Source organism: Microbacterium sp. NPDC079176, from assembly GCF_040686675.1.
Taxonomy (GTDB): Bacteria; Actinomycetota; Actinomycetes; order Actinomycetales; family Microbacteriaceae; genus Microbacterium.
The window spans coordinates 80,284-103,561 of record NZ_JBFBLM010000005.1 but is presented as its reverse complement, the minus strand read 5'-3'; the positions used below and the strand labels follow the sequence as shown (position 1 = coordinate 103,561).

The 23,278-nt window shown below is 69.1% G+C and carries 21 protein-coding genes; 3 read left to right on the top strand and 18 right to left on the bottom strand.

All coding sequences use genetic code 11. The features are described from left to right. Positions 1-31 precede the first annotated feature (31 nt). From AB0P11_RS13480 to AB0P11_RS13465, 4 genes are all read right to left on the bottom strand, one after another. Positions 32-1,363 carry an extracellular solute-binding protein gene (locus tag AB0P11_RS13480; protein ID WP_056275394.1) on the bottom strand — a complete coding sequence of 444 codons (1,332 nt, stop codon included), beginning with the start codon at positions 1,361-1,363 and terminating at the stop codon, positions 32-34. An 88-nt stretch (positions 1,364-1,451) separates the two neighbouring features. Beyond that, the gene (locus AB0P11_RS13475; RefSeq protein WP_053099297.1) at positions 1,452-2,348 is read right to left on the bottom strand and encodes a carbohydrate ABC transporter permease; all 897 of its coding nucleotides are present in this window, start codon (positions 2,346-2,348) and stop codon (positions 1,452-1,454) included. 5 nt (positions 2,349-2,353) lie between these two features. Next, positions 2,354-3,283, bottom strand: coding sequence for a sugar ABC transporter permease (locus AB0P11_RS13470; RefSeq protein ID WP_053098126.1), 930 nt, complete (start codon positions 3,281-3,283; stop codon positions 2,354-2,356). Next, entirely contained in the window at positions 3,280-5,289 is a 2,010-nt protein-coding gene (locus AB0P11_RS13465) for a beta-galactosidase (RefSeq protein ID WP_363522443.1), read from the bottom strand. The genes AB0P11_RS13470 and AB0P11_RS13465 overlap by 4 nt, the downstream gene beginning before the upstream one ends. Positions 5,290-5,429: 140 nt before the next feature. Between AB0P11_RS13465 and AB0P11_RS13460 the strand changes: the two genes are divergently transcribed. Continuing rightward, complete coding sequence (locus tag AB0P11_RS13460; protein WP_056275400.1) at positions 5,430-6,440, top strand: LacI family DNA-binding transcriptional regulator; 1,011 nt, start codon at positions 5,430-5,432, stop codon at positions 6,438-6,440. Here the strand turns inward: AB0P11_RS13460 and AB0P11_RS13455 are convergent. From AB0P11_RS13455 to AB0P11_RS13400, 12 genes are all read right to left on the bottom strand, one after another. Continuing rightward, positions 6,380-7,108: a DNA-3-methyladenine glycosylase gene (locus AB0P11_RS13455; protein ID WP_363522441.1), complete on the bottom strand. Its 729-nt coding sequence runs from the start codon at positions 7,106-7,108 to the stop codon at positions 6,380-6,382. The genes AB0P11_RS13460 and AB0P11_RS13455 overlap by 61 nt on opposite strands. Positions 7,109-7,112: 4 nt before the next feature. Beyond that, on the bottom strand, positions 7,113-8,972 hold the full coding sequence (locus AB0P11_RS13450; RefSeq protein ID WP_363522439.1) for an Ig-like domain-containing protein: 1,860 nt from the start codon (positions 8,970-8,972) through the stop codon (positions 7,113-7,115). Continuing rightward, positions 8,962-9,753: a TIGR03943 family protein gene (locus AB0P11_RS13445; protein WP_232224497.1), complete on the bottom strand. Its 792-nt coding sequence runs from the start codon at positions 9,751-9,753 to the stop codon at positions 8,962-8,964. Before AB0P11_RS13445 ends, AB0P11_RS13450 begins: the two co-directional genes overlap by 11 nt. After that, the gene (locus tag AB0P11_RS13440) at positions 9,746-10,780 is read right to left on the bottom strand and encodes a permease (protein ID WP_150115130.1); all 1,035 of its coding nucleotides are present in this window, start codon (positions 10,778-10,780) and stop codon (positions 9,746-9,748) included. Before AB0P11_RS13440 ends, AB0P11_RS13445 begins: the two co-directional genes overlap by 8 nt. Next, positions 10,777-11,193: a transcriptional repressor gene (locus AB0P11_RS13435; protein ID WP_042540517.1), complete on the bottom strand. Its 417-nt coding sequence runs from the start codon at positions 11,191-11,193 to the stop codon at positions 10,777-10,779. Before AB0P11_RS13435 ends, AB0P11_RS13440 begins: the two co-directional genes overlap by 4 nt. Before the next feature lie 44 nt (positions 11,194-11,237). Continuing rightward, a complete protein-coding gene (locus tag AB0P11_RS13430; protein ID WP_187249213.1) occupies positions 11,238-12,116 on the bottom strand; it encodes a metal ABC transporter permease in 879 nt (292 codons plus the stop codon). Beyond that, on the bottom strand, positions 12,113-12,961 hold the full coding sequence (locus AB0P11_RS13425; RefSeq protein WP_295104374.1) for a metal ABC transporter ATP-binding protein: 849 nt from the start codon (positions 12,959-12,961) through the stop codon (positions 12,113-12,115). The genes AB0P11_RS13430 and AB0P11_RS13425 overlap by 4 nt, the downstream gene beginning before the upstream one ends. Beyond that, positions 12,958-13,953 (bottom strand): zinc ABC transporter substrate-binding protein, encoded by a 996-nt coding sequence (locus tag AB0P11_RS13420; RefSeq protein WP_072592100.1) that lies wholly within the window; start codon positions 13,951-13,953, stop codon positions 12,958-12,960. Before AB0P11_RS13420 ends, AB0P11_RS13425 begins: the two co-directional genes overlap by 4 nt. Positions 13,954-14,106: 153 nt before the next feature. Further along, positions 14,107-15,786, bottom strand: coding sequence for a glycoside hydrolase family 13 protein (locus AB0P11_RS13415; protein WP_363522435.1), 1,680 nt, complete (start codon positions 15,784-15,786; stop codon positions 14,107-14,109). Between the two features lie 45 nt (positions 15,787-15,831). Further along, on the bottom strand, positions 15,832-16,710 hold the full coding sequence (locus AB0P11_RS13410; RefSeq protein WP_053098134.1) for a carbohydrate ABC transporter permease: 879 nt from the start codon (positions 16,708-16,710) through the stop codon (positions 15,832-15,834). After that, positions 16,710-17,711, bottom strand: a complete 1,002-nt coding sequence (locus AB0P11_RS13405; protein WP_230100920.1) for a sugar ABC transporter permease — start codon at positions 17,709-17,711, stop codon at positions 16,710-16,712. Before AB0P11_RS13405 ends, AB0P11_RS13410 begins: the two co-directional genes overlap by 1 nt. Continuing rightward, positions 17,708-19,051, bottom strand: coding sequence for an extracellular solute-binding protein (locus tag AB0P11_RS13400; RefSeq protein WP_083569407.1), 1,344 nt, complete (start codon positions 19,049-19,051; stop codon positions 17,708-17,710). Before AB0P11_RS13400 ends, AB0P11_RS13405 begins: the two co-directional genes overlap by 4 nt. A gap of 101 nt (positions 19,052-19,152) precedes the next feature. Here AB0P11_RS13400 and AB0P11_RS13395 point away from each other — a divergent pair, with 101 nt between their 5' ends. Both AB0P11_RS13395 and AB0P11_RS13390 read left to right on the top strand, forming a co-directional pair. Further along, the gene (locus AB0P11_RS13395) at positions 19,153-20,373 is read left to right on the top strand and encodes an ROK family protein (protein ID WP_230100918.1); all 1,221 of its coding nucleotides are present in this window, start codon (positions 19,153-19,155) and stop codon (positions 20,371-20,373) included. Positions 20,374-20,377: 4 nt separating this feature from the next. Continuing rightward, positions 20,378-20,917 (top strand): 2'-5' RNA ligase family protein, encoded by a 540-nt coding sequence (locus AB0P11_RS13390; RefSeq protein ID WP_230100917.1) that lies wholly within the window; start codon positions 20,378-20,380, stop codon positions 20,915-20,917. Here the strand turns inward: AB0P11_RS13390 and AB0P11_RS13385 are convergent. Together AB0P11_RS13385 and AB0P11_RS13380 are read right to left on the bottom strand one after the other, a co-directional pair. Beyond that, entirely contained in the window at positions 20,908-21,822 is a 915-nt protein-coding gene (locus AB0P11_RS13385) for an aldo/keto reductase (RefSeq protein WP_363522431.1), read from the bottom strand. The two genes, AB0P11_RS13390 and AB0P11_RS13385, sit on opposite strands and share 10 nt — an antisense overlap. 67 nt (positions 21,823-21,889) lie before the next feature. After that, positions 21,890-23,245, bottom strand: coding sequence for a dihydrolipoamide acetyltransferase family protein (locus AB0P11_RS13380; RefSeq protein WP_053098139.1), 1,356 nt, complete (start codon positions 23,243-23,245; stop codon positions 21,890-21,892). Positions 23,246-23,278: the final 33 nt, after the last annotated feature.

Genomic DNA, 23,278 nt, shown 5'->3' with positions numbered 1-23,278 from the left:
CGTGAGCATACGGGCGGGCCTCCGAGAGGTGTTACTCCGTGACGGGGATCGATGCGGCCTTGAGCGCGTCGATGGTCGCCGTCTGGCCCTTCTCGATCGCGTCGAGCAGAGTGCCGTTGCCCGAGACCGCGGCCTTGAAGCCGTCGGACACGTCCGAGTAGGTCTGGGTCATGGTCGGGCCCCACGCGAAGTCGGGCGAGACCTGGGTGGCGGCGTCGGCGAAGACGTCGTAGATCTTCTGTCCGCCGTAGAACTCGACGCCCTCGGCGTAGACCGGCAGCTCGAGACCGGCTGTCGTGGCCGGGTAGAGGTTGGCGGCCTCGGCGAGCGCGGTCAGCGCCTCATCCGACGTGTTGAGCCACAGCGCGAACTTCGTCGCCTCGTAGACGTGCTCGCTGCCCTTGAGGACAGCGGTCGACGACCCGCCCCAGTTGCCGGCCGCGGTGCCGCCGGCCTCCCACTGCGGCAGCGGTGCGACAGCCCAGGAGCCGGCGGTGTCGGGGGCTCCGCTGGAGATCGAGTTGGCGCCCCAGACGGCGGAGTTCCAGGTCCAGACCTGACCGGAGTTGTAGGCGTTGTTCCACTCGTCGGTCCAGGCGGGAACCGTGGCGACGAGGTCGTCGTCGAGCATGCTCTGCCAGAAGTCGGCGACCGTGGTGGTCGCGTCGTCGGCCAGCGACACCGTCCAGCCCTCGTCGTCGCTCGAGAACCACTGAGCGCCGTCCTGCCAGGCGAAGCCGGCGAACTGGTTGATGTCCGACTGCGAGAAGTTGGTGATGTATCCGCCGAGGTCACGGATCTTCACGGCCGCCTCGCGGTACTCGTCCCACGTGGTGGGGATCGCGATGCCGTTCTGCTCGAACAGGTCGGCGCGGTAGAACAGCGCCATGGGGCCGGTGTCCTGCGGAACGCCGTAGACGCCCTCGGTGCCGAGGGTGACCTGTCCCCAGGCCCAGTCGACGAACTGGTCCTCCGCGGCGACGACGTCCTCACAGCCGCTGAGGTCTTCGAGGCCGTCCTGCACGAGGAAGTTCGGCAGCGCGTCGTACTCGATCTGACCGAGGTCGGGCGCATCGCCGGCCTTGATCTGGTTGAAGAAGTTCTGGTACGTGCCGCCGTTGCCGTTCGGGCCGGTCTGCACGTCGACCTGGATCTCGGGGTTGGCCTCGTTCCAGATCTCGACGACGTCTTCGATGCCGGGGATCCAGGAGGTGAACTCGAGCGTGACGTCGCCGTCCGCCGGGGTGCACGCGGCGGCTTCGCCGCCGGTGCCGGAGCTGTCTCCGCCGGACGCCGAGCAACCGGCGAGCGCGAGTGCCGAGATGGCGATGACAGCGGCTGCCTTCATCTTCGAATGCTGCATTTCGATCCTTTCGTGGATGCGATGGGGGTGGTGCGGTAGGGATGGTGCGGTGGTGCGGGCCGCCCGGTCGGTCCGGGCGGCCGCCTGCTCACTTCAGGGCGCCGGCGCCCAGTCCGTTGCGCCAGAAGCGCTGGAGCAGGAGGAAGGTGACGATCAGCGGGATGACCGACAGCAGAGCGCCGATCAGCACGAGACCACGGAGTTCCGGCAGCTGGTTCAGCTGGTTGTTCCAGTTGTAGAGACCGAAGACGACCGGGAAGAGGTCTTCGGATCGCAGCATGATCATCGGCAGGAAGAAGTTGTTCCAGATGGCGACGAACTGGAAGAGGAACATCGTCACCAGCGCGGGCGTCATCAGTCGGATGCTGACCGTGAAGAACGTGCGGATCTCCCCCGCGCCGTCGAGCCGACTCGCCTCGAGCAGTTCGTCGGGAACGGAGGAGGCCGCGAAGATCCGCGCCAGGTAGACGCCGAACGGACTCACGATCGACGGCAGGAACACCGACCAGAACGTGTTGGTCAGCTGCGCCTGGCTGAAGATGAGGAACAGCGGCAGCGCGAGGGCCGTGGCCGGAACCAGCACTCCGCCGAGCACGATGTCGAACATCAGGTCGCGGCCCGGGAACCGGTACTTCGCGAGGGCGTAGCCGGCCATGGCGGCGAGCAGGGTCGCGATGGCACCGCCGAGCGCGGCGTAGAGCACCGAGTTCAGCAGCCAGCGCAGGTAGACGCCGTCGCGGTAGGCGAACAGCTCGGCGATGTTGTCGAGCAGGTGGAAGTCGGCGAACCACAGCGGGGCGGTGGTCAGGATGTCGCCGGTCTCCTTGCTCGACGCGACGAGCAGCCACCACAGCGGCAGCAGGAAGTAGACCGTGAACACGGCCATGATCAGCATGGCGCCGGTGCGGGAGATGCCCGATTCGCGAGCACCCTTTCCGCGCGGGGCCTGTGCGCGCGAGCCCCGACCGGGGGCGACGATCGTCATGGTGCTCATGCGTTCTGCTCCTTGCGCTGCATGTACTTCATGAATCCGAACGACAGCACGAACGTCGTCACGGCCAGCACGACCGAGAACGCGGCCGCGAGGTTGGTGTTCGGGATGGATGCCGTGGCGTAGACGGTCATGTTCGGGGTGAACGTGCTCGTGACCGCCGAGCTGAACGAACGGAAGACCTGTGGTTCGGCGAGCAGCTGCAGCGTGCCGATGATCGAGAAGATCGCGGTCATCACGATCGCCGGGCGCACCAGCGGGATCTTGATCGACCAGGCGATGCGCCACTGTCCGGCGCCGTCGAGGATGGCCGCCTCGTAGAGCTCCTGCGGGATCGAGAGCAGCGCCGAGTAGATGATCAGCATGTTGTAGCCGACGTAGACCCACGTCACGACGTTCGCGATCGACCACAGCACGAGGTCTGCCCCGAGGAAGTCGATGTTCTTGGTGATCGCGGTGAACGGCGAGAGGTTCGGCGAGAACAGCGAGCCCCACATGATCGCGGCGATGACACCGGGCACCGCATACGGCACGAAGAACGCGAGGCGGAAGAAGCGCTTGCCGCGGACGAGCGGCGAGTCCAGCAGCAGCGCGAACAGCAGGGCCAGGCCGAGCATGACCGGCACCTGCACGACGCCGAAGGTCAGCATCCGCCCCATCGATGCCCAGAAGGCCTCGTTCTGGAAGACGAGCACGTACTGCGTGAAGCCGCCGAACACCTGCTCGGCCTTGCCGAAGGTGCCGTCGCGCTCGACCACGAGCAGGGACTGCCAGAACGCGTAGGCGATGGGGACGACGTAGAACAGCGCGAACAGCACGCCGAAGGGCACGATGAGGAACGCGATGGCGCCCTTGTGCGGGATCCGTCGGCGGCGGCCCGGCGCCTTCGGCGCTGAGGCGACCGCCGGAGCGGCGAGCGTGGTGGTCATACATCCTCCTTGATGATGCGGACCGCACCGGCCGGCACCAGGCCGGTGGCACGGGCGTCGGTGACGAGGTCGTGACCTGCGGCCGCGACCTCGGCATCCGTGGATCCGTGGTTGATGACGAACAGGAACGAGCCGGCATCGCCGGTGCGGCGCACGATCTCGACGTCGGGTCCGGCGCCGGGGACGGGCGCGACACCCGCGGATACGGCGAGCCGTGCGATCAGTGCGCGGTAGTCCTCGCGAGCGGGCTGGGTGCCGAGGAACCAGGCCTCGCCCGCTCCCGTCGCGCGCCGCGTGATCGCGGGGCGTCCGGCGGCGGGGCCGTCGACGAACGACGCGATGACCTCGGCATCCGTGGCCTTCAGGCGCTCGCTCCACACTGTCGCGGTCGTGCCGTCGGTCAGGGTGACGGTCTCGTCGGGACGCAGGGGCGTGAACTCCTCCGAGCGGATGCCGAGCAGGTCGCGGAACGCGCCGGGATAGCCGCCGGTGCGCACTCTGTCTTCTTCGTCGACGATGCCGCTGAAGAAGGTGATCAGTGCTGTCGCGCCGTTCTCGACCGCGCGGGCGATCGCCGCGGCATCCGCATCGCCGATGAGGTGCAGCGCGGGGACGATCAGCAGGCGGTGGCCGTCGAGGTCGGCGCCGGGGCGCACGACGTCTGTCGTGATGCCGGCATCCGCCAGCGCGGCATGCGCGGCATGCACCTGGCCGAGGTAGGTCAGCGCCTCGCTCGGACGGCCCTCGTTCTCGGCGGCCCACCAGCTCTCCCAGGAGAAGAACAGTGCGGCGTCGGCGACGACGCGCGTCCCGGCGACCTCGCCCAGGCGATCGAGGAGTCCGCCGAGCGCGACGACCTCGCGCCACTGGTCGGAGTCCTCGCCCGCGTGCGGCACGAGTGCCGTGTGGTACTTCTCGGCGCCCTGGGTCGACGCCCGCCACTGGAAGAAGCAGATGCCGTCGGCGCCGCGCGCGATGTGGGCGGCGATGTTGCGCTGCAGCTCACCGGGAGCCTTGGCGAGGTTGTAGGGCTGCCAGTTCACTGCGCCGGTCGACGTCTCCATGAGCAGCCACGGCGCACCCTGGGCGAGGCCTCGGGTGAGGTCGGCGGCGAACGAGAGCTCGCCCCGCGCGTCGTCGAGGCGACGGTCGAGGTAGTGGTCGTTGGCGATCAGATCCATCTCGCCCGCCCACGACCAGTAGTCGAGGTTGCGGATGTGCGCGGTGACCATGAAGTTGGTCGTCACCGGCACGTCGCTCCGCTCGCGCAGGATCGCGGCTTCGGCGCGGTAGAGCGCGAGCTGCTCGTCGGAACTGAAGCGCTGGAAGTCGAGGATCTGCCCCGGGTTGCGCAGCGAGAGGGCCTGAGCGGGCACCCGCACGTCGTCGAAGTCGCTGTAGCGCTGGCTCCAGAATGTCGTGCCCCACGCGCGGTTCAGCGCGTCGATGTCGGCGTACCGCTCGCGCAGCCAGCCACGGAAGGCCTCGGCGCTCGTGTCGCAGTAGCAGAGCGCGTTGTGGCAGCCCAGCTCGTTCGACACGTGCCAGAGCGCGACGGCCGGGTGGTCGCCGTAGCGTTCGACGACACGGGTGACGACCTCCGCGGCGTACGCGCGGAAGAGGGGCGAGCTCGGGCAGTACCCCTGACGACCCCCCTGCTGGAAGACGGTCCCGTCTTCGCCGACCGGCAGGATCTCGGGATGCTGCGCGGTGAGCCACGGTGCGGGCGAGGCCGTGCCGGTGCCGAGGTTGATGCGGATGTCCGCGGCGTGCAGCAGCGCGATGATCTCGTCGAGCGCCGCGAAGTCCCACACTCCCCTGGCGGGGTTGATCGACGACCAGCCGAAGATGTTGATCGCCACGAGACCCACGCCTGCCTGCTGCATGAGCCGCACGTCGTCGGGCCAGACGCTGCGGTCCCACTGCTCCGGGTTGTAGTCGCATCCGAAGACGAGGCCGCGCCCTGCGGAGAGGGTGGCGATGCGGTCGGACACAGCGGCGGCCATCGGTGACGCTCCTTTGCGGATCATGTGTGCACGTGCACAGTTCGCTGCGTCGAAACAGTGATCGGGATTTCTGTGAACGTGCACACATCGTCGCATGTCGTGGCGAATCCCGTCAAGTCCGGGTCGCTAGGCTGTCGATCATGAGCACTTCGGCCCGTCGTCGCAGCACCGTGCACGATGTCGCGCGCGTCGCCGGAGTCTCCAGGGGAACCGTCAGCCGCGTGATCAACGGCGGCTACGTGTCGGACGCCGCGCGCACCGCGATCGAAGAGGCGATCCGCGAGGTCGGCTACGTGCCGAACACCGCCGCCCAGAACCTCGTGCGACAGCGCACCCAGGCCATCGCGTTCATCGTGCACGAGCCGCACGCGCTGTTCCTCGAAGACCCCAACATCGGCGCGATCATGCTCGGCACGAACGAGACTCTCTCCGAGGCGGACTACCAGATGGTCTGCCTCGTGGTCGACTCGGTGCGAGACACCGAACGCGTCGCCCGCTACCTCAACGGCGGGTTCGTCGACGGCGCTGTGATCGTCTCGGCCCGAGCGCAGGATCCGATCACCAAGGCCGTGATGCGACTCGACCTGCCTGTCGCCTACGTCGGCCACCCACCCGACGTCGATGCCGCCTGGGTCGGCGTCGACAACCGCGGCGCCGCGCAGGCCGTCACCTCACGTCTGCTGGCGACCGGTCGCACGAGGGTCGGCATGATCGCCGCCGCCCTCGACCGCGACTCGGGCACCGATCGACTCGCCGGATTCACCGACGCTCTCGGCGACGACTTCGATCCGGACCTCGTCGAAGAGGTGCCGCTGTACTCCTACGCCGACGGAGCCGCCGCCATGAGGCGACTGCTCGACCGAGCACCCGACATCGACGGAGTCTTCGCCGCGTCCGACGCAGTGGCCGCCGGAGCGATGTGGGCGCTGCGCGAAGCGGGACGGCGTGTGCCGGATGACGTCGGCGTGGTCGGCTTCGACAACAGCACGTGGGCGACGCGCACCACCCCGCTGCTCTCGACCGTCGACCAGCCTGCCGAAGGTCTCGGGGCCGCGGCCGCGGCATCCGTCCTCGCGCAGCTGCGCGACGATCAGCGTCCGCGCGAAGGGATCATGCTGCCGACGCCCGTGGTGTGGAGAGACTCGGCCTGAGCGCCCCTCCCCCAGCGGAACGGCGAGACCGTCGGGTCGCCGGAGATCCAGAAGCGCCAGGGGAATGCCGCGGTCCCGGCGATGCCGGCCACACCGACCCTCGGCCCGGTCGCCACATCGGTCACCGGTTCGTCACGCAGCCACAGCTCGGCGCGGGCGCCCGCGAACTCCGCTCCGGTGATCGCGTCGATGCCGTCGTGGATCGGATGCCGCAGGCCCGCCGACTGGCCGAATCGACCGGGCCCCCGCGCGAGGTCGCGCAGCGCAGTCGCCGTCAGAGGGGGCGTCGCACGGCGGCGCACCGCGACGGCATCCGCCCCGTGCACCACCTCGCCCGCACGCAGCAGGATCCCGCCCGCCTGACCCTCGAGGCCCGAGACGACGTTCACGCACGAGTGGATGCCGTGACTCAGATAGACGTACAGGTGCCCCGGCTCGCCCCACATCGTCGCGTTGCGTGCGGTGCGCCCCATGCGCGCGTGCGACCCGGGGTCGGCCGCCGGTCCCGTGCCCTGCCCGTGATAGGCCTCGACCTCGGTGAGTCGGAGTCGCACCTCGGAGCCGGCCACGACGGTGCGCAGCTCGCCGCCGAGCAGCAGCGGAGCGACCTCGACCGGCAGCCCGCTCAGCTCGGCGCGGGTCGCTCGGTGCAGGGCATCCGTCGGCATGGGCTCAGAACTGGGGGGCCGTCTGGCACCACGAGGCGTCGAAGCCGGTGAGCGCCACGATCTCGTCACCCGTGCGCAGGTCGAGCAGGTGCGTCTCGAGGTTCTCGGGCAGCGGCAGCAGCATCTGGTCGTAGGGGTTGTCGGCGAGCTCCGGCGCTATGACGACCGCGGCGTACTGACCGCTGGGCGACGCGCAGGCCTGCAGGATCGAGTCGGTCGAATCGACCTCGACGAGCGGTGTCGCCGCGCCCTCGTCGTTGACCCGGATGACCGCCTGACCGACGGGCAGACCGTTCTCGTCGCGCGACACCACGTGGCGGAGGGTGCCGCCGGGGTACGGCGTGATCGTGATCGCGGTGCCGTAGTCGGGAGTCGATGCTTCGAGCGGCACCTCCGACCCGTCAGCGAGGTTCAGCTCGACCACCGTGCCGTCGAGTCGCTCGACGATCGCCGTGTACGTGCCCCGCGAGATGCCCTGGATGATCGTCGCGAGTCCGAGGGACTGCACTCCCGCATCGGTCGAGCGGTCGACCAGCGAGAGCGCACCGTCGAAGTCGATGAAGAGCACGGCGGAGCTGTCCGGCACGAACTGCCAGACGAAGATGTTCGCCTCCTTGCCCCCGACCTCTGTCACCACCGGTTCGTCGTCGCCGCTCAGCGATTGGGTGACGAGCACGCTGGCGCGCCCCTCCGTATCGCTGAGCTCCTTGTCGGAGTAGCTGTAGCCGACCAGACCCCCGCGGTCGGAGACCTGGATCGCCCCGACGTATCCGACACCGGGCAGCTCGAGCTCGCGCTGATCCGTGCCGTCGCGGTCCATCACGAGCAGCTTCGAGCCCTCGTCCTCCTCGACCGAGACCACGAGCTGCGACGACGTCGCGCGGAAGTCGTTGATCTTGTCGGCCGCGAACACGGGCTGTGCCTTCTCACCCGACAGGTCGGTGCGGAAGATCTGGTCGTTCCCGTCGGGGTCTCGGCGCAGCAGGAAGATGTGGGATGCCGGAGTCGAGAAGCTCGTCGACAGCGTGGCGCTCGGGCCGCCTCCGGCGCCGACCGCATCGGCGACCTTCACCGTGTACTCGGTGTCATCGTCGAGCGGCACGGTGAAGCGGATGCCGATGCCGCGGCCCGCGGCGTCGAGGGTGAAGGGCACGGCGGGATCGACCGTCACCTGCGATTCGTCGATCGCGGCGAGGGACTGGTTCGCGGTGAGGATGACCCGGCTGCCGGAGGTCTCGATGGCCTCGGTCGGGTCGACCTGCACCTCGGTGATGCGGGGTCCCTGGGTGAGGCTGACGACGCCGAGTCCCGCCCCCACCAGCACGAGGATGCCGAGCACAGCGCCGAGCGCCAGCAGGAACCGGCGGTCGCTCGGGGTGTCGGACTTCTCGGGCTTCGCGGGCTTCTCCGGCTTGGCGGGCTTCTCGGGCCTGGCGGCCTTTGCGGGCTTGGCGGCCTTCGCCGGCTTGGGCTTCTTCTCGGCCTTCGGCTTCTTCTCGGCCTTCGGCTGCACCGGCGCCGGGGGCGCGTAGTCGGTCGTGGAGTGAGCCGCGAACGACGTTGTGGACTCCGCATCAGGCGGGACGAAGGTCGAACGCGTCGGCCGTTCGCCGCCGGCCCCGCGAGCCCCGCGAGCCGCAGGCGAGACGACAGGCGTGTCGGTCGCAGGAGACGTTCCGGCTCGCTCTGCCCCGCCGCCCTCGTCCGGCGATTCGGCGGTGGGTTCGGCTGCGCCGGCGTCGCTCACCGACGGCGACGGGGAATCCGCGGCAGCAGCGGCCGCTTCCGCCTCGCGGGCGGCGCGCAGCTCGGCGCGCGTGCGCGGCACCGCCGGGAGGTCGGGGCGCTCGTCGTCAGTACTCATACGGGTCCTGAGGCTCGTCGATCGCGGTGACGGTGGTGGGCTCGACGTGCAGCGAGCCGTCGGCATCCGCCTTGACCGTGCCCTCGACCTCGACCCACTGGCCGGTGTCGAACTCTCCCGCGTCGATCGTCACCGGCAGCGTCGCCGGCTGCGCGTCGATCACGCAGTGCGTGATGACGAGGCGCGTGAGGTTGACGCCGTCGGCATCCGTGGGGGTGACGAAGCCGGTCAGCGTGACCGTCTTGCCGTCGTAGGCGGCGGTGTTGGTCGCCGTCGCGAACACGCTCGCCCAGTCGCCCACCCCGAAGGTCGCGGTGTCGGCGACCCCGAGGGTCACATCGTCGGCCCCGGCGAACAGCGCGGTCTGCTCTCCGACCCGCGACATCGCCAGCTCGACCGACAGCGATGCGGGCGGCAGCACGAGTGCTGCGATGACGACACCCGAGGCGACGACACCTCCGGTGACCGTGCCCACGAGGGCGAGGCTGCGGCGAGGCGACGGCTCGGCATCCGCATCCGTGCCGTGTCCGTGATCGTGTCCGTGGTCGCCTTCTTCGCCGAGCGGCAGGGTGCACGACCAGATCGCTCCGGCAAGAGTCACGACGGCCGCGGCGCAGGCGAACCACACCGACTCGGGGCTGATGTAGAGATTCAGGCGACCGGTCAGGCCGAGTCCGAGCGTGACGACCGAGATCACCGTGGCGAGACCGATGCCGAGCCAGCGGGTGCCCAGGGCACGGGCGCGCGAGCGGGCCTGCGTGGGGTGCGCGTGATCAGACAAGGACGTTCACCCCGATCCCGATCGCGAAGGCGGCGAACAGCACCACGCCGACGATCCCGACGAGGGTGCGGGTGGTGAAGGTCGTGCGCATGAGAGCGAGCATCTTCACGTCGACGAGCGGGCCGACGAGCAGGAACGCCACGAGCGCGCCCGACGAGAAGGTGGAGGCGAACGACAGGGCGAAGAAGGCGTCGACGTTCGAGCAGATCGCGACGGTCATCGCGAGGGCCATCATCGCCAGGATGGACAGCACCGGGTTCGAGCCGATCGCCAGCAGCACCTCGCGCGGGATCAGCACCTGCACCGCTCCGGCGAGCGCCGACCCGATCACGAGCGCGGGCATCACGGCGCGCAGCTCGACGAGGAACTGCGTGAGGCTGCGGCGCACCGGTGTGCCGTGCTCGTGCGTGACGCGGTCGCAGGTGTCGATGAACCGCTGGGTGAGCAGCGAGTCGGGCGAGGGGTGGCGGCTGTAGATCCAGCCGATGAGGTTGGCGATCAGGTATCCGCCGATGAGACGGGCCACCAGGATGCCGTCATCGAAGCCGAATGCCGCGTGCGTGGTCAGGATCACGATCGGGTTCACGATCGGGGCGGCGATCAGGAACGTCAGCGCCTCGGCCGGTGCGAGCCCGCGCATCATGAGGCCGCGGGCGAAGGGCACGTTGCCGCACTCGCACACCGGGATGAGCATGCCGAGCAGCGACAGCACCGCACGCCGGGCCCACGCGCGCTTCGGCAGCCAGCGGTGGATGACGTCGGCGGGCAGCCACACCTGGACGACGATCGACAGCAGCACGCCGAGGATCACGAACGGCAGCGCCTCGATGAGCACGCTCAGGGCGAGGGTCAGTCCGTCCTGAGCCCTGCTGGGCAGGCTGGCGGTGAAGAGCGACGGAAGGAACCGGTCGATCAGGAAGAGCGCGAGCACGATCGCGGCGCCGAGGCCGACCCCGATCCACGGCGAGCGCGGCGATCGGGAGGGCCGGTGCGAGTGCACCGTCCGTGGAGCGGCCTGGGTGGTCACGCGTTCGCTGCCTCTTCGGCGTCCCGCTTGTTGGTGCAGGAGGCGCACAGCCCGAAGATGTCGACCACGTGCGCGGCATCCGTGAAGCCGTGGAGGGCTGCGGTGCGGTGCGCCCACTGCTCGACGTCGGTCGCCTCGATCTCGACCGTGAGTCCGCAGTTGCGACAGATCAGGTGGTGGTGGTGGCCCTGCGTCGTGCAGGCGCGGTAGAGCGCCTCGCCTTCGGGGCTCTGCAGCGAGTCGGCGTCGCCGGCTGCGGCGAGTCCGGCCAGGGCCCGATAGACCGTGGCGAGGCCGATGCCGGTGTTGTCGTCGCGGAGCGAGGCATGCAGATTCTGCGCGCTGACGAATCCTCGCGCGTCGGCGAGGGCTTCGCGCACGCGATCGCGCTGCCAGGTGTTCCGCTGAGCCATACCCACGATTCTAGGCGCGCCGCCCTTGCCGGGCCCTGGGAACGTCAGGCCCGCACGCGGCGCACGCCGCCTCGGGCGCGCTGGATGATCCAGCACACGACGTAGATCGTGAACGACAGGGTCGTGATGTACGGACTCACCGGCAGCGTGCCCGCGAGGGCGAGCAGGATGCCGCCGACGGCCGACACGAACCCGAAGAGCGCCGCGAGCAGAGGCACCGCGACCGGCCCGGCCGAGACGCGCATGGCGGCCGCCGCGGGAGTCACGAGCAGCGCCATCACGAGCAGGGCGCCGATGATGTGCACGCTGACCGCGACGATCAGACCGAGCAGCACCATGAAGAGCAGGCTCACCGCGCGGGTCGGCACACCGCGGGCCGCGGCCGACTCGGGGTCGAGCGAGTCGAAGCGCAGCGGGTTCCACATGAGCAGCAGCCCGAGCAGCACGACGATGCTGATGCCGAGCAGCCACCCGAGGTCGGGGCTCGAGACCGAGACGATCTGTCCGGTCAGCAGACTGAAGCGGTTGGCGCTGCGCCCGTCGTAGAGCGACAGGAAGAGGATACCGAGGCCGAGGCCGAACGGCATGAGCACCCCGACGATCGAATTGCGATCTCGGGCCTTGGCCCCCAGGACGCCGATCAGGATCGCCGCCACGAGCGCACCGCCGAGAGATCCGACGACCACGCTGCCCCCGAAGAGCAGCGCTGCGGCGGCACCCGCGAACGAGAGCTCGCTGACGCCGTGCACCGCGAACGCGAGGTCGCGCTGCATCACGAAGACGCCGATCAGTCCGCCGACGATGCCGAGCACCGCACCCGCGATGATCGAGTTCGCGAGCAGGGCGACGAGCTCGCCGTAGTCCTGGAACGAGAACACGTCACTCCAGTCGACCGCAGGCACGATGCCGGTGATGACGGTCATGCGGCACCTCCGTGGTCGTGGTCGTGCAGGTGGTGGGGCTCGGCATCCGGCACCCCGACGACGACGAGTCGGTCGCCGGCGCGCAGCACGAACACCGGGGTGCCGTAGAGCTCGGTGAGCACTCGGGTCTGCAGCACCTCTTCGGGGGTGCCGAGCACGAAGCGACCGCCGGCGATGTAGAGGATGCGATCGACGCGGCCGAGGATCGGGTTGATGTCGTGGGTGACGAACAGCACAGCGGCGCGGCGATCGCGACGCTGGCGGTCGATGATGTCGGTGATCGCGACCTGGTTCGCGAGATCGAGGTTCGACAGCGGCTCGTCGCACAGCAGCAGGGCGGGTTCGTCGGCGAGCGCCTGACCGACGCGCAGTCGCTGCTGCTCACCGCCCGACAGGAGGCCGACCCGGCGGTCGGCGTAGTGCGCGGCTCCGACCGAGGCGAGCAGCTGATCGACCTTGGCCTTGTCGCCGCGGTGCGGGATCGGGAAGCCGAAGCGGCTGCCCTGCACGCCGAGCGCCACGAGATCGCGGGCTCGCATGCTCGTGTCGGGAGCCAGCGAGCGCTGCTGCGGGATGTATCCGATGCGCGGGTTGCCCTTGCGCACCGGCCCGCCGGCGACCGAGATCTCGCCGGCCGACAGCGGCTGCAGGCCCAGGATGCTGCGCAGCAGCGTGGTCTTGCCCGAACCCGACGGTCCGAGCACGGCGATGAACTCCCCGGGCTCGACGGTCAGGTCGAGGCCCGACCACAGTTCCCGGTCACCGCGCTGGAGGGCGGCTCCCCGCACCTCGAGCACGGGGTTCGACTTCTCGGCTCCTGCCCGCGCGTCGGCGGCGGCGCTCACGACTGGAGCGCGTCGGCGAGGCTCTGGATCGCGTCACTCATCCACTCAGAGTACGACGATCCTTCGGGCAGCAGCTCCGTGAACGCGACGAGAGGGATGCCGGCGGCGGTCGCGGCATCCTCGACGCGCTGCGTCTCGGCCCCGCCGGTCTGCGCATTGGTGAGCACGGCTGCCACGTCGCCGCTGGCGACGACGTTCAGGGTCTCGAGCAGGGTCGCGGGGGCGACATCGCTGCCCTCCTCGACCGACTCCGCGAATCCCTCGGGGGTCACATCGGTGAGTCCGGCGGCGGTGGCGATGTAGCCGGGCAGCGGCTCGGTGATGATCACATCGGCGCCGGCGGCATCCGTCTTGAGGGTCTCGAGGTCGGCTTCGAAGCCCTCGAGGTCGGCGACGATGTCCTCGGCGTTGGCGGTGAACTCCGCCTCGCCGTCGGGGTCGATCTCGGCAAGCTCATCGGCGATCGCCTCGACCACGTGGATCATCGTGTGCGGGTCGAACCAGACGTGCTCGTTGAAGCCTTCGATGTGATTGTGGCCCTCATGCCCCTCTTCACCCTCGGCGTGGTCGTGATCGTGCTCTTCCTCGGTCGCGCCCTCCTCATCGGAGTGACCCTCGTTGCCCGGGAAATCGTGCGAGAACTCGACGGCGGTGACGATGTGCGGGTCCTGGGCATCCTGCAGCAGGGTGTCGATGAAGCCGTCGTAGCCGCCGCCGTTCTCGATCACGAGGTCGGCCTTCTGCACCGTCAGGCGGTCACGGGCCGAGGCCTCGTACGAGTGCGGGTCCTGCGTGGCCGAGGTGATGATCGAGGTCACGTCGACGCGGTCGCCGCCGATCTGCTCGGCGAGCGAACCGTAGACATTGGTGCTCGCGACGACCGTCACCGCTCCGCCGTCGCCGCCCTCTCCCGCAGCGGGGGTGGTCGAGCATCCGGCCAGCGAGAGTGCGGCGACGGATGCGAGGGCGAGGGCGACGAACGGCTTCTTCATGTCCCCCACTCTAAACGCTAATGAGAACCATTATCAAATCGGTGGGCTGGGGTGGCACGCTCCACGATCGATTGCAGGGCCGACGCACGGATGCAGGACGAGAAACCGTGTTCTCGCCCTGCATCCGTGCTTTCGTCCTGCAATCAGACCGGCTCAGCCGAGGAGACCCGGCGCGATCCACACGGTCGAGTCCTCCGGGACCGCCCCGTCGACCACCGTGCCGAGGACGACATCGGCGGCATCCGCTCCGAGGTCGAACGGCTCGGTGCCGAAGTTCGTCACGATCTGCCAGCCGTTCGGGCGAGCGAAGCGCAGCACATCGGGCCGGCCGGTCTCGATCCATTCCAGGCTCTCCTCGGTCTGCAGCTCGTGCCGCAACCGCAGCGCCTCCCGGTAGAGCGAGAGCGTCGACGACGGATCGGCGGCCTCGACATCGACCGCGGACTCGGCGAACCACGCGGGCTGCGGCAGGTGCGCCTCAGCGGATCCGAAGCCGAACGACGGTCCGGATGCGGTCCAGGGCAGCGGCACGCGGCATCCGTCCCGTCCCAGTCCGTCGAAGACGGCACCACGGAAGAACGCCGGGTCCTGACGCTGCTCGGGCGCGACGTCGGCGACCTCGTGGAGGCCGAGCTCCTCCCCCTGATACAGGTAGGTGCTGCCGGGGAGGCCGAGCAGCAGCAGCGTCGCGGCGTGCGCTCGGCGAAGACCCGCCTCGCGATCGAGCTGATCCTCCGGCCCGCCGGCCGCGACCCACTCGACCCCTTGCTTCACTCCGGTGCGCCCCTCGAGCGGCGCGAGACCGTAGCGCGTCGCGTGACGGGTGACGTCATGGTTCGACAGCACCCACGTCGTCGACGACCCCGTGGCCTCGGACTGCGCGAGGTTGTCGGTGATGATCGTGCGGAACTGCGTCGCGTCGAAGTCGGCGACCAGCAGGTCGAAGTTGAACGCCTGCCCGAGCCCCTCGGCCGAGGCATACCGTGCGCGGCGCTCGGGAGTGCTGACCCAGGCTTCGGCCACGGCGGTGCGGGGCGGGTCGTACTCGTTGAAGACCCGGCGCCACTCGGCGTAGATCTCGTGCACGTCGTCGCGGTCGTGCAGCGGATGGTTGCCGTCGTGCGGGAGCAACTCGAGATCGGCGGTGCTGGGCAGCGGCTCGGTCAGATCCTTCGTCAGCATGTGGGCGACATCGATGCGGAAGCCGTCGACCCCGCGGTCCGACCAGAAGCGCAGCGTCGTCAGGAAGTCCTCGCGCACCTCCGGGTGGTCCCAGTTGAAGTCGGGCTGTTCGGGGGCGAAGCTGTGCAGGTACCACTGGCCGTCATCGACCCGCTCCCACGCCGATCCGCCGAACGCGGCGGTCCAGTCGGTCGGCGGCTCCGCGCCGTCGGGACCGGATCCCTCACGGAAGATGTACCGCTCGCGGGCCGCCGAGCCGCGGCCTGCGGCGAGCGCCTCCTGGAACCACTCGTGCAGGTCGGACGAATGGTTCGGCACGATGTCGACCACGACGCGGATGCCGCGCTCGTGCAGCGCCGCGACCATGTCGTCGAAGTCGTCGAGCGTGCCCAGGCGCGGATCGACGTCGCGGTAGTCGGCCACGTCGTAGCCCCCGTCTGCCAGGGCCGACGGATAGAACGGGCTGAGCCACACGGCGTCGATGCCGAGGTCGCGCAGGTAGTCGGCCCGCGAGACGATGCCAGGGATGTCACCGAGGCCGTCGCCGTTCGCATCGGCGAAGCTGCGGGGGTAGATCTGGTAGACGGCGGCCTGGCGCCACCATGCGGCCGTCGTGTCGTCGCGGGTCTCGGTGAGAAGCGCATCGGTCATGAGGGGTGTTGCTCCTTCGTGTTGCGGTCTGGGGGGGGCGACGTGTCAGCCCTTGACGGCGCCCTGTGTGACGCCCTCCATGACGAAGCGCTGCGTGAACAGGTAGGCCAGGATCGCCGGGGCCATCGCCATGAGGTACGAGGCGAACGACACGTTGTAGTTGTTGCTGAACTGGGTCTGGAAGAGGTTCTGCCGCACCGGCAGCGTCTGCAGCGCGGGATCGGAGATGATCAGCGACGGCATCATGAAGTCGTTCCAGGCGTAGAGGAAGGCGAAGATGCCGACCGTCGCGCTCATCGGCGCCAGCAGCGGGAAGATCAGCTGCCAGAACGTCTGCCAGGTGGTGGCGCCGTCGATGCGGGCGCTCTCTTCGAGCTCGATCGGGATCGACCGCAGGAACGCGGTGAACAGCAGCACGCTGAAGCTCAGCTGGAACATCGTCGCGAGGATGATCACGCCGAACGGGTTGTCGAGTCCCACCCAGCCGGTCAGCTGGATCTGCGGCAGCGCCACCACGGGGAACGGGATGAACATCGCGGCGAGCAGGTAGAAGAACGACCAGCGGAACAGGCGGTGGTCCCAGTTGCGGACGATCGCGTACGACGCGAAGGCCGCGAGCACGATCGTCGCGATCACGGTGCCGGCCGTGACCAGCAGCGAGATGCCCGCGCCGACCGGGAACTTCGTGAGATTCCAGGCCTCGACGAACCCGTCGATGCTGAAGGGCGCCGGCAGCGAGAACGCGTTGCCGTCGACCGCCTGACCCGTGGTCTTGAACGCCATCGAGATCGTGACGTACAGCGGCAGCAGCACGGTGACGGCACACAGGATCAGGATGATCGTGCCCGACCAGTTGACGCGCTCCATGCGGACGCGCGGCTTCTTGCCCGAGGTGGGGATGGTGGTGAGTGTCTGCGTCGACATCAGAGTGCGTTCCTTCCGCGGGTCAGCGAGAGCTGCAGCAGGGAGATGAGCACGGCGACGATGAAGAAGATCGTCGCGTTGGCCATCTGGTAGGCGTAGTCGCCGCCGTTGAAGCCCGCGATGATCGTCATCGCGACGCTGCGGGTGGCGGTGCCGGGACCGCCGTTGGTGAGGCCGACGATGATGTCGTAGGCGTTGAGGAAGCCCTTGAAGCCCAGGATGACGTTGATCACCACGTACCCCGCGACGAGCGGAAGCGTGATGCGGAAGAGCTGCTGCCTCTTGTTCGCTCCATCGATGCTGGCTGCCTCGTAGACCTCGCCCGGCACCGAGAGCAGGCCGGCGATGTAGATGAGCAGTGTGCCCGGAACCGCCTGCCACGCGGTGACGATGACGATCGCCACCCACGCGAGATCGGGATTCGCGAGCAGGCTGGTCGAGAGCCACGGGATGCCGGTGGCGGCGCCCGCGGCAGGGATCGAGTTCGAGAACAGGAAGTTGAAGACGTAGGCGATGATGATGCCCGAGATCACCATGGGGATCACGAAGATCGTGCGCAGCCCCGTCTTGAACCGGATGCGGGAGGTCAGCCCGACCGCCAGCAGGAACGCGATCACGTTGACGACGATCACCGTGGCGATCGAGAAACCGAACGTGAACAGGTAGCTCTGCAGGATGGCCGGGTCGCTGAACATCGCGATGTAGTTGGTCAGCCCGTTGAAGCTCCACTCGCCGATGCCGATCGAGTCGGTGAAGCTGAAGAAGATGCCCATGATGCCGGGCACGGTGATCGCGAGCGTGAAGATGACCAGCGTCGGCAGCAGGAACAGGTAGTAGATCGGCTCGACCTTGCGGGTGCGGCGACCGAGCTTGCGGGTGCCTCCCGTGATGATCGCCGTGGTGTCGGTCGTGGGGGTGTTGGGCTTCGTGATCGTGCCCGCCGTCGGCCTCGACGACGAGGGGTTGGGGGCTGCCGGGTTGGGCAGAGCGGTGTTCGTCATGGCGTGGACTCCTCTGTCTCGCCGGATGCTGAGTCCTCACCGGAGGCGTTGTCCTGGGTCGACGGGATGGGAGCGCGGAACGCGATCCTCGCCCAGTCGGCATCCATGGTGCGCAACGTGGAGGTCGGGGACGCGCCCAGCACCATCGCCTGCGCGTAGTTGAAGACCGGCAGGGTTCGGGGCACGAGCACCGAGGGTCCCTGATAGATCTGGCCGTTGTCGTAGTACTCGATCATTCCCTCGATCCGAGGGTCGTCCGGGGCCGGTGCGTCCTTCGTCGGGGTGAACCCGAGCTGCGACGCGTTGTAGGCCTCGATGTTCTCGGGCTGGAACAGGTACTCGAGGAAGTCACCTGCTGCCTCCTGGTGCTGCGACCCCTCGGGGATCATCGCGGCGAGGTCCATGTTGACGCGCACGCCGAGGTCGGCGGGATCGTCGGTCATCGGCAGCGGGAAGGTGCCGAGGTCGAGGTCGGGAGCCGTCTTCTCGATCTCGCTGAACGCCCACGGCCCCTGCAGGTACATCGCCGCCTCGCCCTTGCCGAATGCGAGATTGCCGTCGCCGTAGCCGCGGCTCGCGGCATCCGCGTTGGTGTACTCGGTCGCGAGGGTCATCATGCGGTCCATGGGCTCGGCGAAGTCCTTCTCGAACGACACCTCGGAGTCGGGACCGACCTCGGTACCCTCCTCCGCGAGGGTGTCGAAGAAGTCGATCACGTCGACCGAGCCGCCGGCGGTGTAGTCATACCAGCCCTGCGCGACGGTCCAGTCGTCCTTGAAGGTGGCATAGAAGGGGTCGATTCCCGCCTGCTTCAGCTGGTCGCACACCGCGAGCAGCTCGTCCCACGTCTGCGGGACCTCGAGGCCCTGCTCGTCGAAGATCTGCTTGTTGTAGATGACCGACGCGCCCATCACCGAGTACGGCAGCGCGCTGGTGCGGCCCTCGCACGAGCCGTACTGCTCCATGAGCGGCTGCAGGTCGTCGCGGATGGTCGAGGCGGCCTCGGTGTCGGAGAGATCCGTGAGCGCGCAGCGCTGCACGAACCGGGCGATCTCGTAGTTGTAGTTGGCCAGCATGATGTCCGGCGGGTTGCCGCGCACGAAGCTCGCCGACACGACGTCGACACCCGAGGTGTCGATCTCGACGCGCACCTTGTCCTGCGAGGAGTTGTACTCGGCGACGAGCTCTGTCATGAACTCGATCGCCTCGCGTTTGCTGAACGTGAAGCGGATGGTCTCGGTTCCGCCGGCCGTCGAGCAGCCGGTCAGAGCCGCTCCGACCAGGGCGAGCGCGGCCGCACCGGCCACCAGCTGCGCCGGGCGTGGGGGTTTCACAGACACCGTCGTCCTTTCGTCCTGTAGATCCGCAGACTAAATCTAGTGAGCGAATTTACTTTGATGAACGGTACTCTCTCATCTGGACGAGAGTGAGGTCAAGGCCCGTGACAGAAGTCTCCGCAGGTCTCGGCACCGGACGAGCCAGCGTCGGCGCCATCCTCGACTTCGCCTGGGCGGCCGGGGAGTTCACCGCGACCGAGGCGATGGCGAGCACCTCGCTGACCCGTTCGACAGCGATCGACGGGATCGACACCCTCGTCGACGCCGGGGTGCTGCGCGAGCTGCCCAACGCCCGCGCCGCCGGAAGCTACCGCGCAGGACGCCCGGCGCGACGTTTCGTGCTGGCATCCGACCTGGGCGTCGTCATCGGGGTGGATGCCGGAGACACCCACCTCGCGGTGACCGTCGCCGACCCCACCGACCACACTCTCGTGCACCACCGCACCGACCTCGACCCGACGCAGACCGCGGCAGCACGCCGTGCCACGATCCTCGACCAGATGCAGCACGCGCTCGCCGAGGCCGAGGTCTCGCGCGAGGCGGTGCTCGCGATCTGCGTCGGCGTCGCCGCGCCCGTCGACCGGGCGGGCATCTCTCCGCCGCATCCCGAGGGCTTCTGGGAGCGCACGAACCCCGGTCTCGCCGAGGCGCTCGCCGACTGGGCCCCCGTCGTGGAGATCAAGAACGACGCGCAGCTCGCCGCGATCGCCGAGGGCTCGGCCGGCGCAGCCATCGGATGCCGTGACTACGTCGCCCTGCTCGCGAGCGAACGCTTCGGCGGCGGCGTCGTGGTCGACGGCCACGTGCTGCACGGCGCTCACGGCGGAGTCGGCGAGGGTGTCGTGTTCGACCACATCATCGGCGTCGGCTCGGCCTTCGGTCTGCGCTACGCCCTGCAGGATCAGGTGCGGGCGGCGGTCGAGAGCGGCGAGATCTCCTTCGAATCCCCGATCGGGCGGCTCGCACGCGAGGAGCGCATCGACCCCCGCGCCGTGCTGACGGCGGCGGCAGCCGGCGATGCCGATGCGCTCCTGGCCACCTCCCGCGTCGGCGCGACGCTCGCCCGTGTGGTCGGCGTGCTCGGCAGCATGTACGACCCCTCCCGCGTGATCGTGTGCGGGGCGGTGGCCGAGAGCATCGCCCCCGTTCTCACGGCTGCGCGCGAGGTGCTGCCGGCCCAGCTGCACCTGCCGGCACCCGAGATCCTCGCCTCGACGCTGGGCGCCGAGGTCGTCTCGATCGGCGCCGTCGCGACCGCGCGCAGGGCGGCGCGCGAGGTGGCCGTGCCGCTGCTCGCGGAGCGGCGGCTCAGCGCGGTGAGCTGACGTCGTGCGAGAACCAGAGCCGCAGCGCTCCCCGTCATCGATCGAACTGCTCCTCGACGCAGGGGCCGAGGCCGCGGTCCGGGCCGAATGGAATGCTCTCGCGGCGCGCGGCCTGTCGAGCCTCGCGGGGCACACGTCGGCGAGCAACCGCCCTCACATCACGCTGGTCGCACGCGTCGACCTGTCACCGCCCGGACCAGATGTCTTCGCCGGCATCCCGTCGTTCCCGATCACGCTGGGCGCTCCCCTGCTCTTCGGCTCCGGAGATCGCCGTGTGCTGGCGCGGAGCATCGTTCCCCGTGCGGAGTTGATCCACCTCCGCGAGACGATCCTCTCCGCCGTCGGGCCGGGTGACGATGCCCCGCATACCGCGCCGGGCGAGTGGATGCCGCACGTCGCCCTCGCCCGACGGTTGCGGGTCACCGATCTGGCGGACGCGCTGGATCTCATCGGCGGCGACATCCACGCTCACGCGCGCAGTGTGCGGCACTGGGACCCCGGCACCGCGCAGATCACTGCGCTCGCGGAGCTGCGTCAGGCGTAGTCGCTGTCGTCCACCGGGGAAGGCGCCGACCCCAGGCTCTCGATGGCGCCCCACAGCGCCTCCGGGACCTCCGCCTGCTCCAGCTCGTCGAGCTGCTCACGACGATGCGGTCTCGACACCCCGACGACTGTGGAGTCGACCAGCGGGGACCGCAGCGAGTAGTGCAGCGCTGCGGCAGCCATCGACGTTCCATGGTCGGCGCAGACGCGCTGCAGACGCTCGGTCCACCTCAGCAGCTCCTCGCCGGCAGGTCGATAGGCGTACTGCGCACCGGAATGCGGCCCCTTGACGAGCAGTCCCGAACCGAAGGGCGCAGCGTTGAACACGGCCATGCCGCGTGCCTTGGCGTCGGCGAACACACTGTCAGCCGAGTGATCCACGAGCGTGAATCGGTTGTGGATCAGCACGGCGTCGAACACCCCCGTCTCGACGTACTTCGCCATCAGCGGGACCGGAGCCGCCGCCACACCGATCGCGTCCACCACGCCGGCGCTCCGCAGTTCGATGAGCCCCTGCACCGCGCCCCCGATCGAGATCGTGTCCTCGAACGACACCGAGTACGGGTCGTGCAGGTGCAACAGCGGAAGCCGGTCGACCCCGAGCCGCGCGGTCGTCTCCTCGAACGAGCGGAGGACGCGGTCTCGGTCGAACACGCCCGTCTCAGGGTCCTGATCCACCTTCGAGATGACTCGCGAACCGTCCATCCCCAGCTCGCGCAGCGCGATGCCGATGACGGCTTCGGATCGACCGGCCGAGTAGTTGTTCGACGTGTCCACGAACCCGTGCCTGCTCGTGAGCAGGTCGATGGCGACATCGACGGCCGCTCTCTCCTCGGCGGATCCCGGCTCCGAATGCCGGCCGAGGCCGGAGGTTCCGAGGGTGATGGCAGTCGGTTCGATCCTCATCCGCGTTGAGTCCGTTCTGTCGGGGCGGTCATCACGGTTCTCCGCCACTGTATCCCCGCTGTCCGCCTCACTCCACGAGCAGTGCGGGCTCCTCGAGCACGGATGCCACGTCGGCGATGAAGCGGCTCATACCGTCGCCGTCGATCACGCGGTGGTCGAACGAGCCTGCGACCGTGGTCACCCAGCGGGGGCGCACCTCGCCGTCGACGACCCACGGCTTCTGGCTGATCGTGCCCATGGCCACGATGCCCGCCTCGCCGGGGTTGATGATCGGGGTACCGGCATCCATCCCGAACACACCGATGTTGGTGATCGTGATCGTGCCACCCTGCTGGTCGGCGGGGCTGGTCTTGCCCTCGCGCGCCGTCAGGGTGAGCCTGTTCAGAGCGCGGGCGAGGTCCTTCATGCTGAGGTCCTGCGCGTCCTTGATGTTCGGCACGAGCAGACCGCGAGGCGTCGCCGCGGCGATGCCGAGGTTCACGTAGTGACGCACCGCGATCTCCGCGCCGCCCTCGGTCTCGATCCACGCAGCGTTCACCATCGGGGTGCGACGTGCGGCCCAGATGACGGCGCGGGCCATGATCAGCAACGGCGAGACGCGGATGTCGGCATAGTCGGGCGATGCCTTGAGCCTCTTGACGAGCTCCATCGTGCGGCTCGCGTCGATCTCCTTCCACACGGTGACGTGCGGAGCGGAGTACGCGCTCTGCACCATCGCCGACGAGGTCGCCTTGCGCACGCCCTTCACAGGGATCGACTCGGTGCGGTCGTCGGACACCGGGGCGGATGCCGGCGCTGCCGACACTCCACGGGCGAGGCCCGCCGGCGTGCTCTGCGGTGCGGGCACGGTCTCTTCGCGCACGGCGCCCCACTCGGGCGTCTCGATGTTGCGGAAGACGCTGGCCTGCGAGGCGTGGGTCATCACGTCGTCGCGGGTCACCTCGCCGTCGGCTCCGGTGGGCGTGACCGTGGTGAGGTCGACACCCAGGTCGCGGGCGAGCTTGCGGATCGGCGGCTTCGCGATCACGCCGACCGACGAGCGCACCGGGCGCTCCGCCGGACGCTTGCGCCGCGACGTCGCACCGCCGCCCGTGCCGTAGCCGACGAGAACCGACCCGCCGCCCTCTTCCGGCGCGGGGGCCTCCGCGGTGGCGATCTTGCCGGGTCCGGCGTCGTCGCGCGCATCGGTCACGAAGGTGATGATCGGCGAGCCGACCTCGACGGTCGCGCCCTCGGCGGCGAGCAGCTCGCCGACGACTCCGGCGTGCGGCGACGGCAGCTCGACGAGCGACTTGGCGGTCTCGATCTCGCAGATGACGTCGTTGATGGCGACGGAGTCACCCGGCGCGACCTTCCATGCCACGATCTCGGCCTCGGTCAGGCCCTCGCCCACATCGGGGAGGTTGAAGTTCTGCGTGCTCATGTGCGGTCCTTTCGGAACGGTGAGATCAGGGTG

Excerpts from the sequence above, each read along its gene's own strand:
- AB0P11_RS13480 (WP_056275394.1), bottom strand. The coding sequence starts at position 1,363 with ATGCAGCATTCGAAGATGAAGGCAGCCGCTGTCATCGCCATCTCGGCA.
- AB0P11_RS13475 (WP_053099297.1), bottom strand. The coding sequence starts at position 2,348 with ATGACGATCGTCGCCCCCGGTCGGGGCTCGCGCGCACAGGCCCCGCGC.
- AB0P11_RS13470 (WP_053098126.1), bottom strand. The coding sequence starts at position 3,283 with ATGACCACCACGCTCGCCGCTCCGGCGGTCGCCTCAGCGCCGAAGGCG.
- AB0P11_RS13465 (WP_363522443.1), bottom strand. The coding sequence starts at position 5,289 with ATGGCCGCCGCTGTGTCCGACCGCATCGCCACCCTCTCCGCAGGGCGC.
- AB0P11_RS13460 (WP_056275400.1), top strand. The coding sequence starts at position 5,430 with ATGAGCACTTCGGCCCGTCGTCGCAGCACCGTGCACGATGTCGCGCGC.
- AB0P11_RS13455 (WP_363522441.1), bottom strand. The coding sequence starts at position 7,108 with ATGCCGACGGATGCCCTGCACCGAGCGACCCGCGCCGAGCTGAGCGGG.
- AB0P11_RS13450 (WP_363522439.1), bottom strand. The coding sequence starts at position 8,972 with ATGAGTACTGACGACGAGCGCCCCGACCTCCCGGCGGTGCCGCGCACG.
- AB0P11_RS13435 (WP_042540517.1), bottom strand. The coding sequence starts at position 11,193 with ATGGCTCAGCGGAACACCTGGCAGCGCGATCGCGTGCGCGAAGCCCTC.
- AB0P11_RS13430 (WP_187249213.1), bottom strand. The coding sequence starts at position 12,116 with ATGACCGTCATCACCGGCATCGTGCCTGCGGTCGACTGGAGTGACGTG.
- AB0P11_RS13420 (WP_072592100.1), bottom strand. The coding sequence starts at position 13,953 with ATGAAGAAGCCGTTCGTCGCCCTCGCCCTCGCATCCGTCGCCGCACTC.
- AB0P11_RS13415 (WP_363522435.1), bottom strand. The coding sequence starts at position 15,786 with ATGACCGATGCGCTTCTCACCGAGACCCGCGACGACACGACGGCCGCA.
- AB0P11_RS13410 (WP_053098134.1), bottom strand. The coding sequence starts at position 16,710 with ATGTCGACGCAGACACTCACCACCATCCCCACCTCGGGCAAGAAGCCG.
- AB0P11_RS13405 (WP_230100920.1), bottom strand. The coding sequence starts at position 17,711 with ATGACGAACACCGCTCTGCCCAACCCGGCAGCCCCCAACCCCTCGTCG.
- AB0P11_RS13385 (WP_363522431.1), bottom strand. The coding sequence starts at position 21,822 with ATGAGGATCGAACCGACTGCCATCACCCTCGGAACCTCCGGCCTCGGC.
- AB0P11_RS13380 (WP_053098139.1), bottom strand. The coding sequence starts at position 23,245 with ATGAGCACGCAGAACTTCAACCTCCCCGATGTGGGCGAGGGCCTGACC.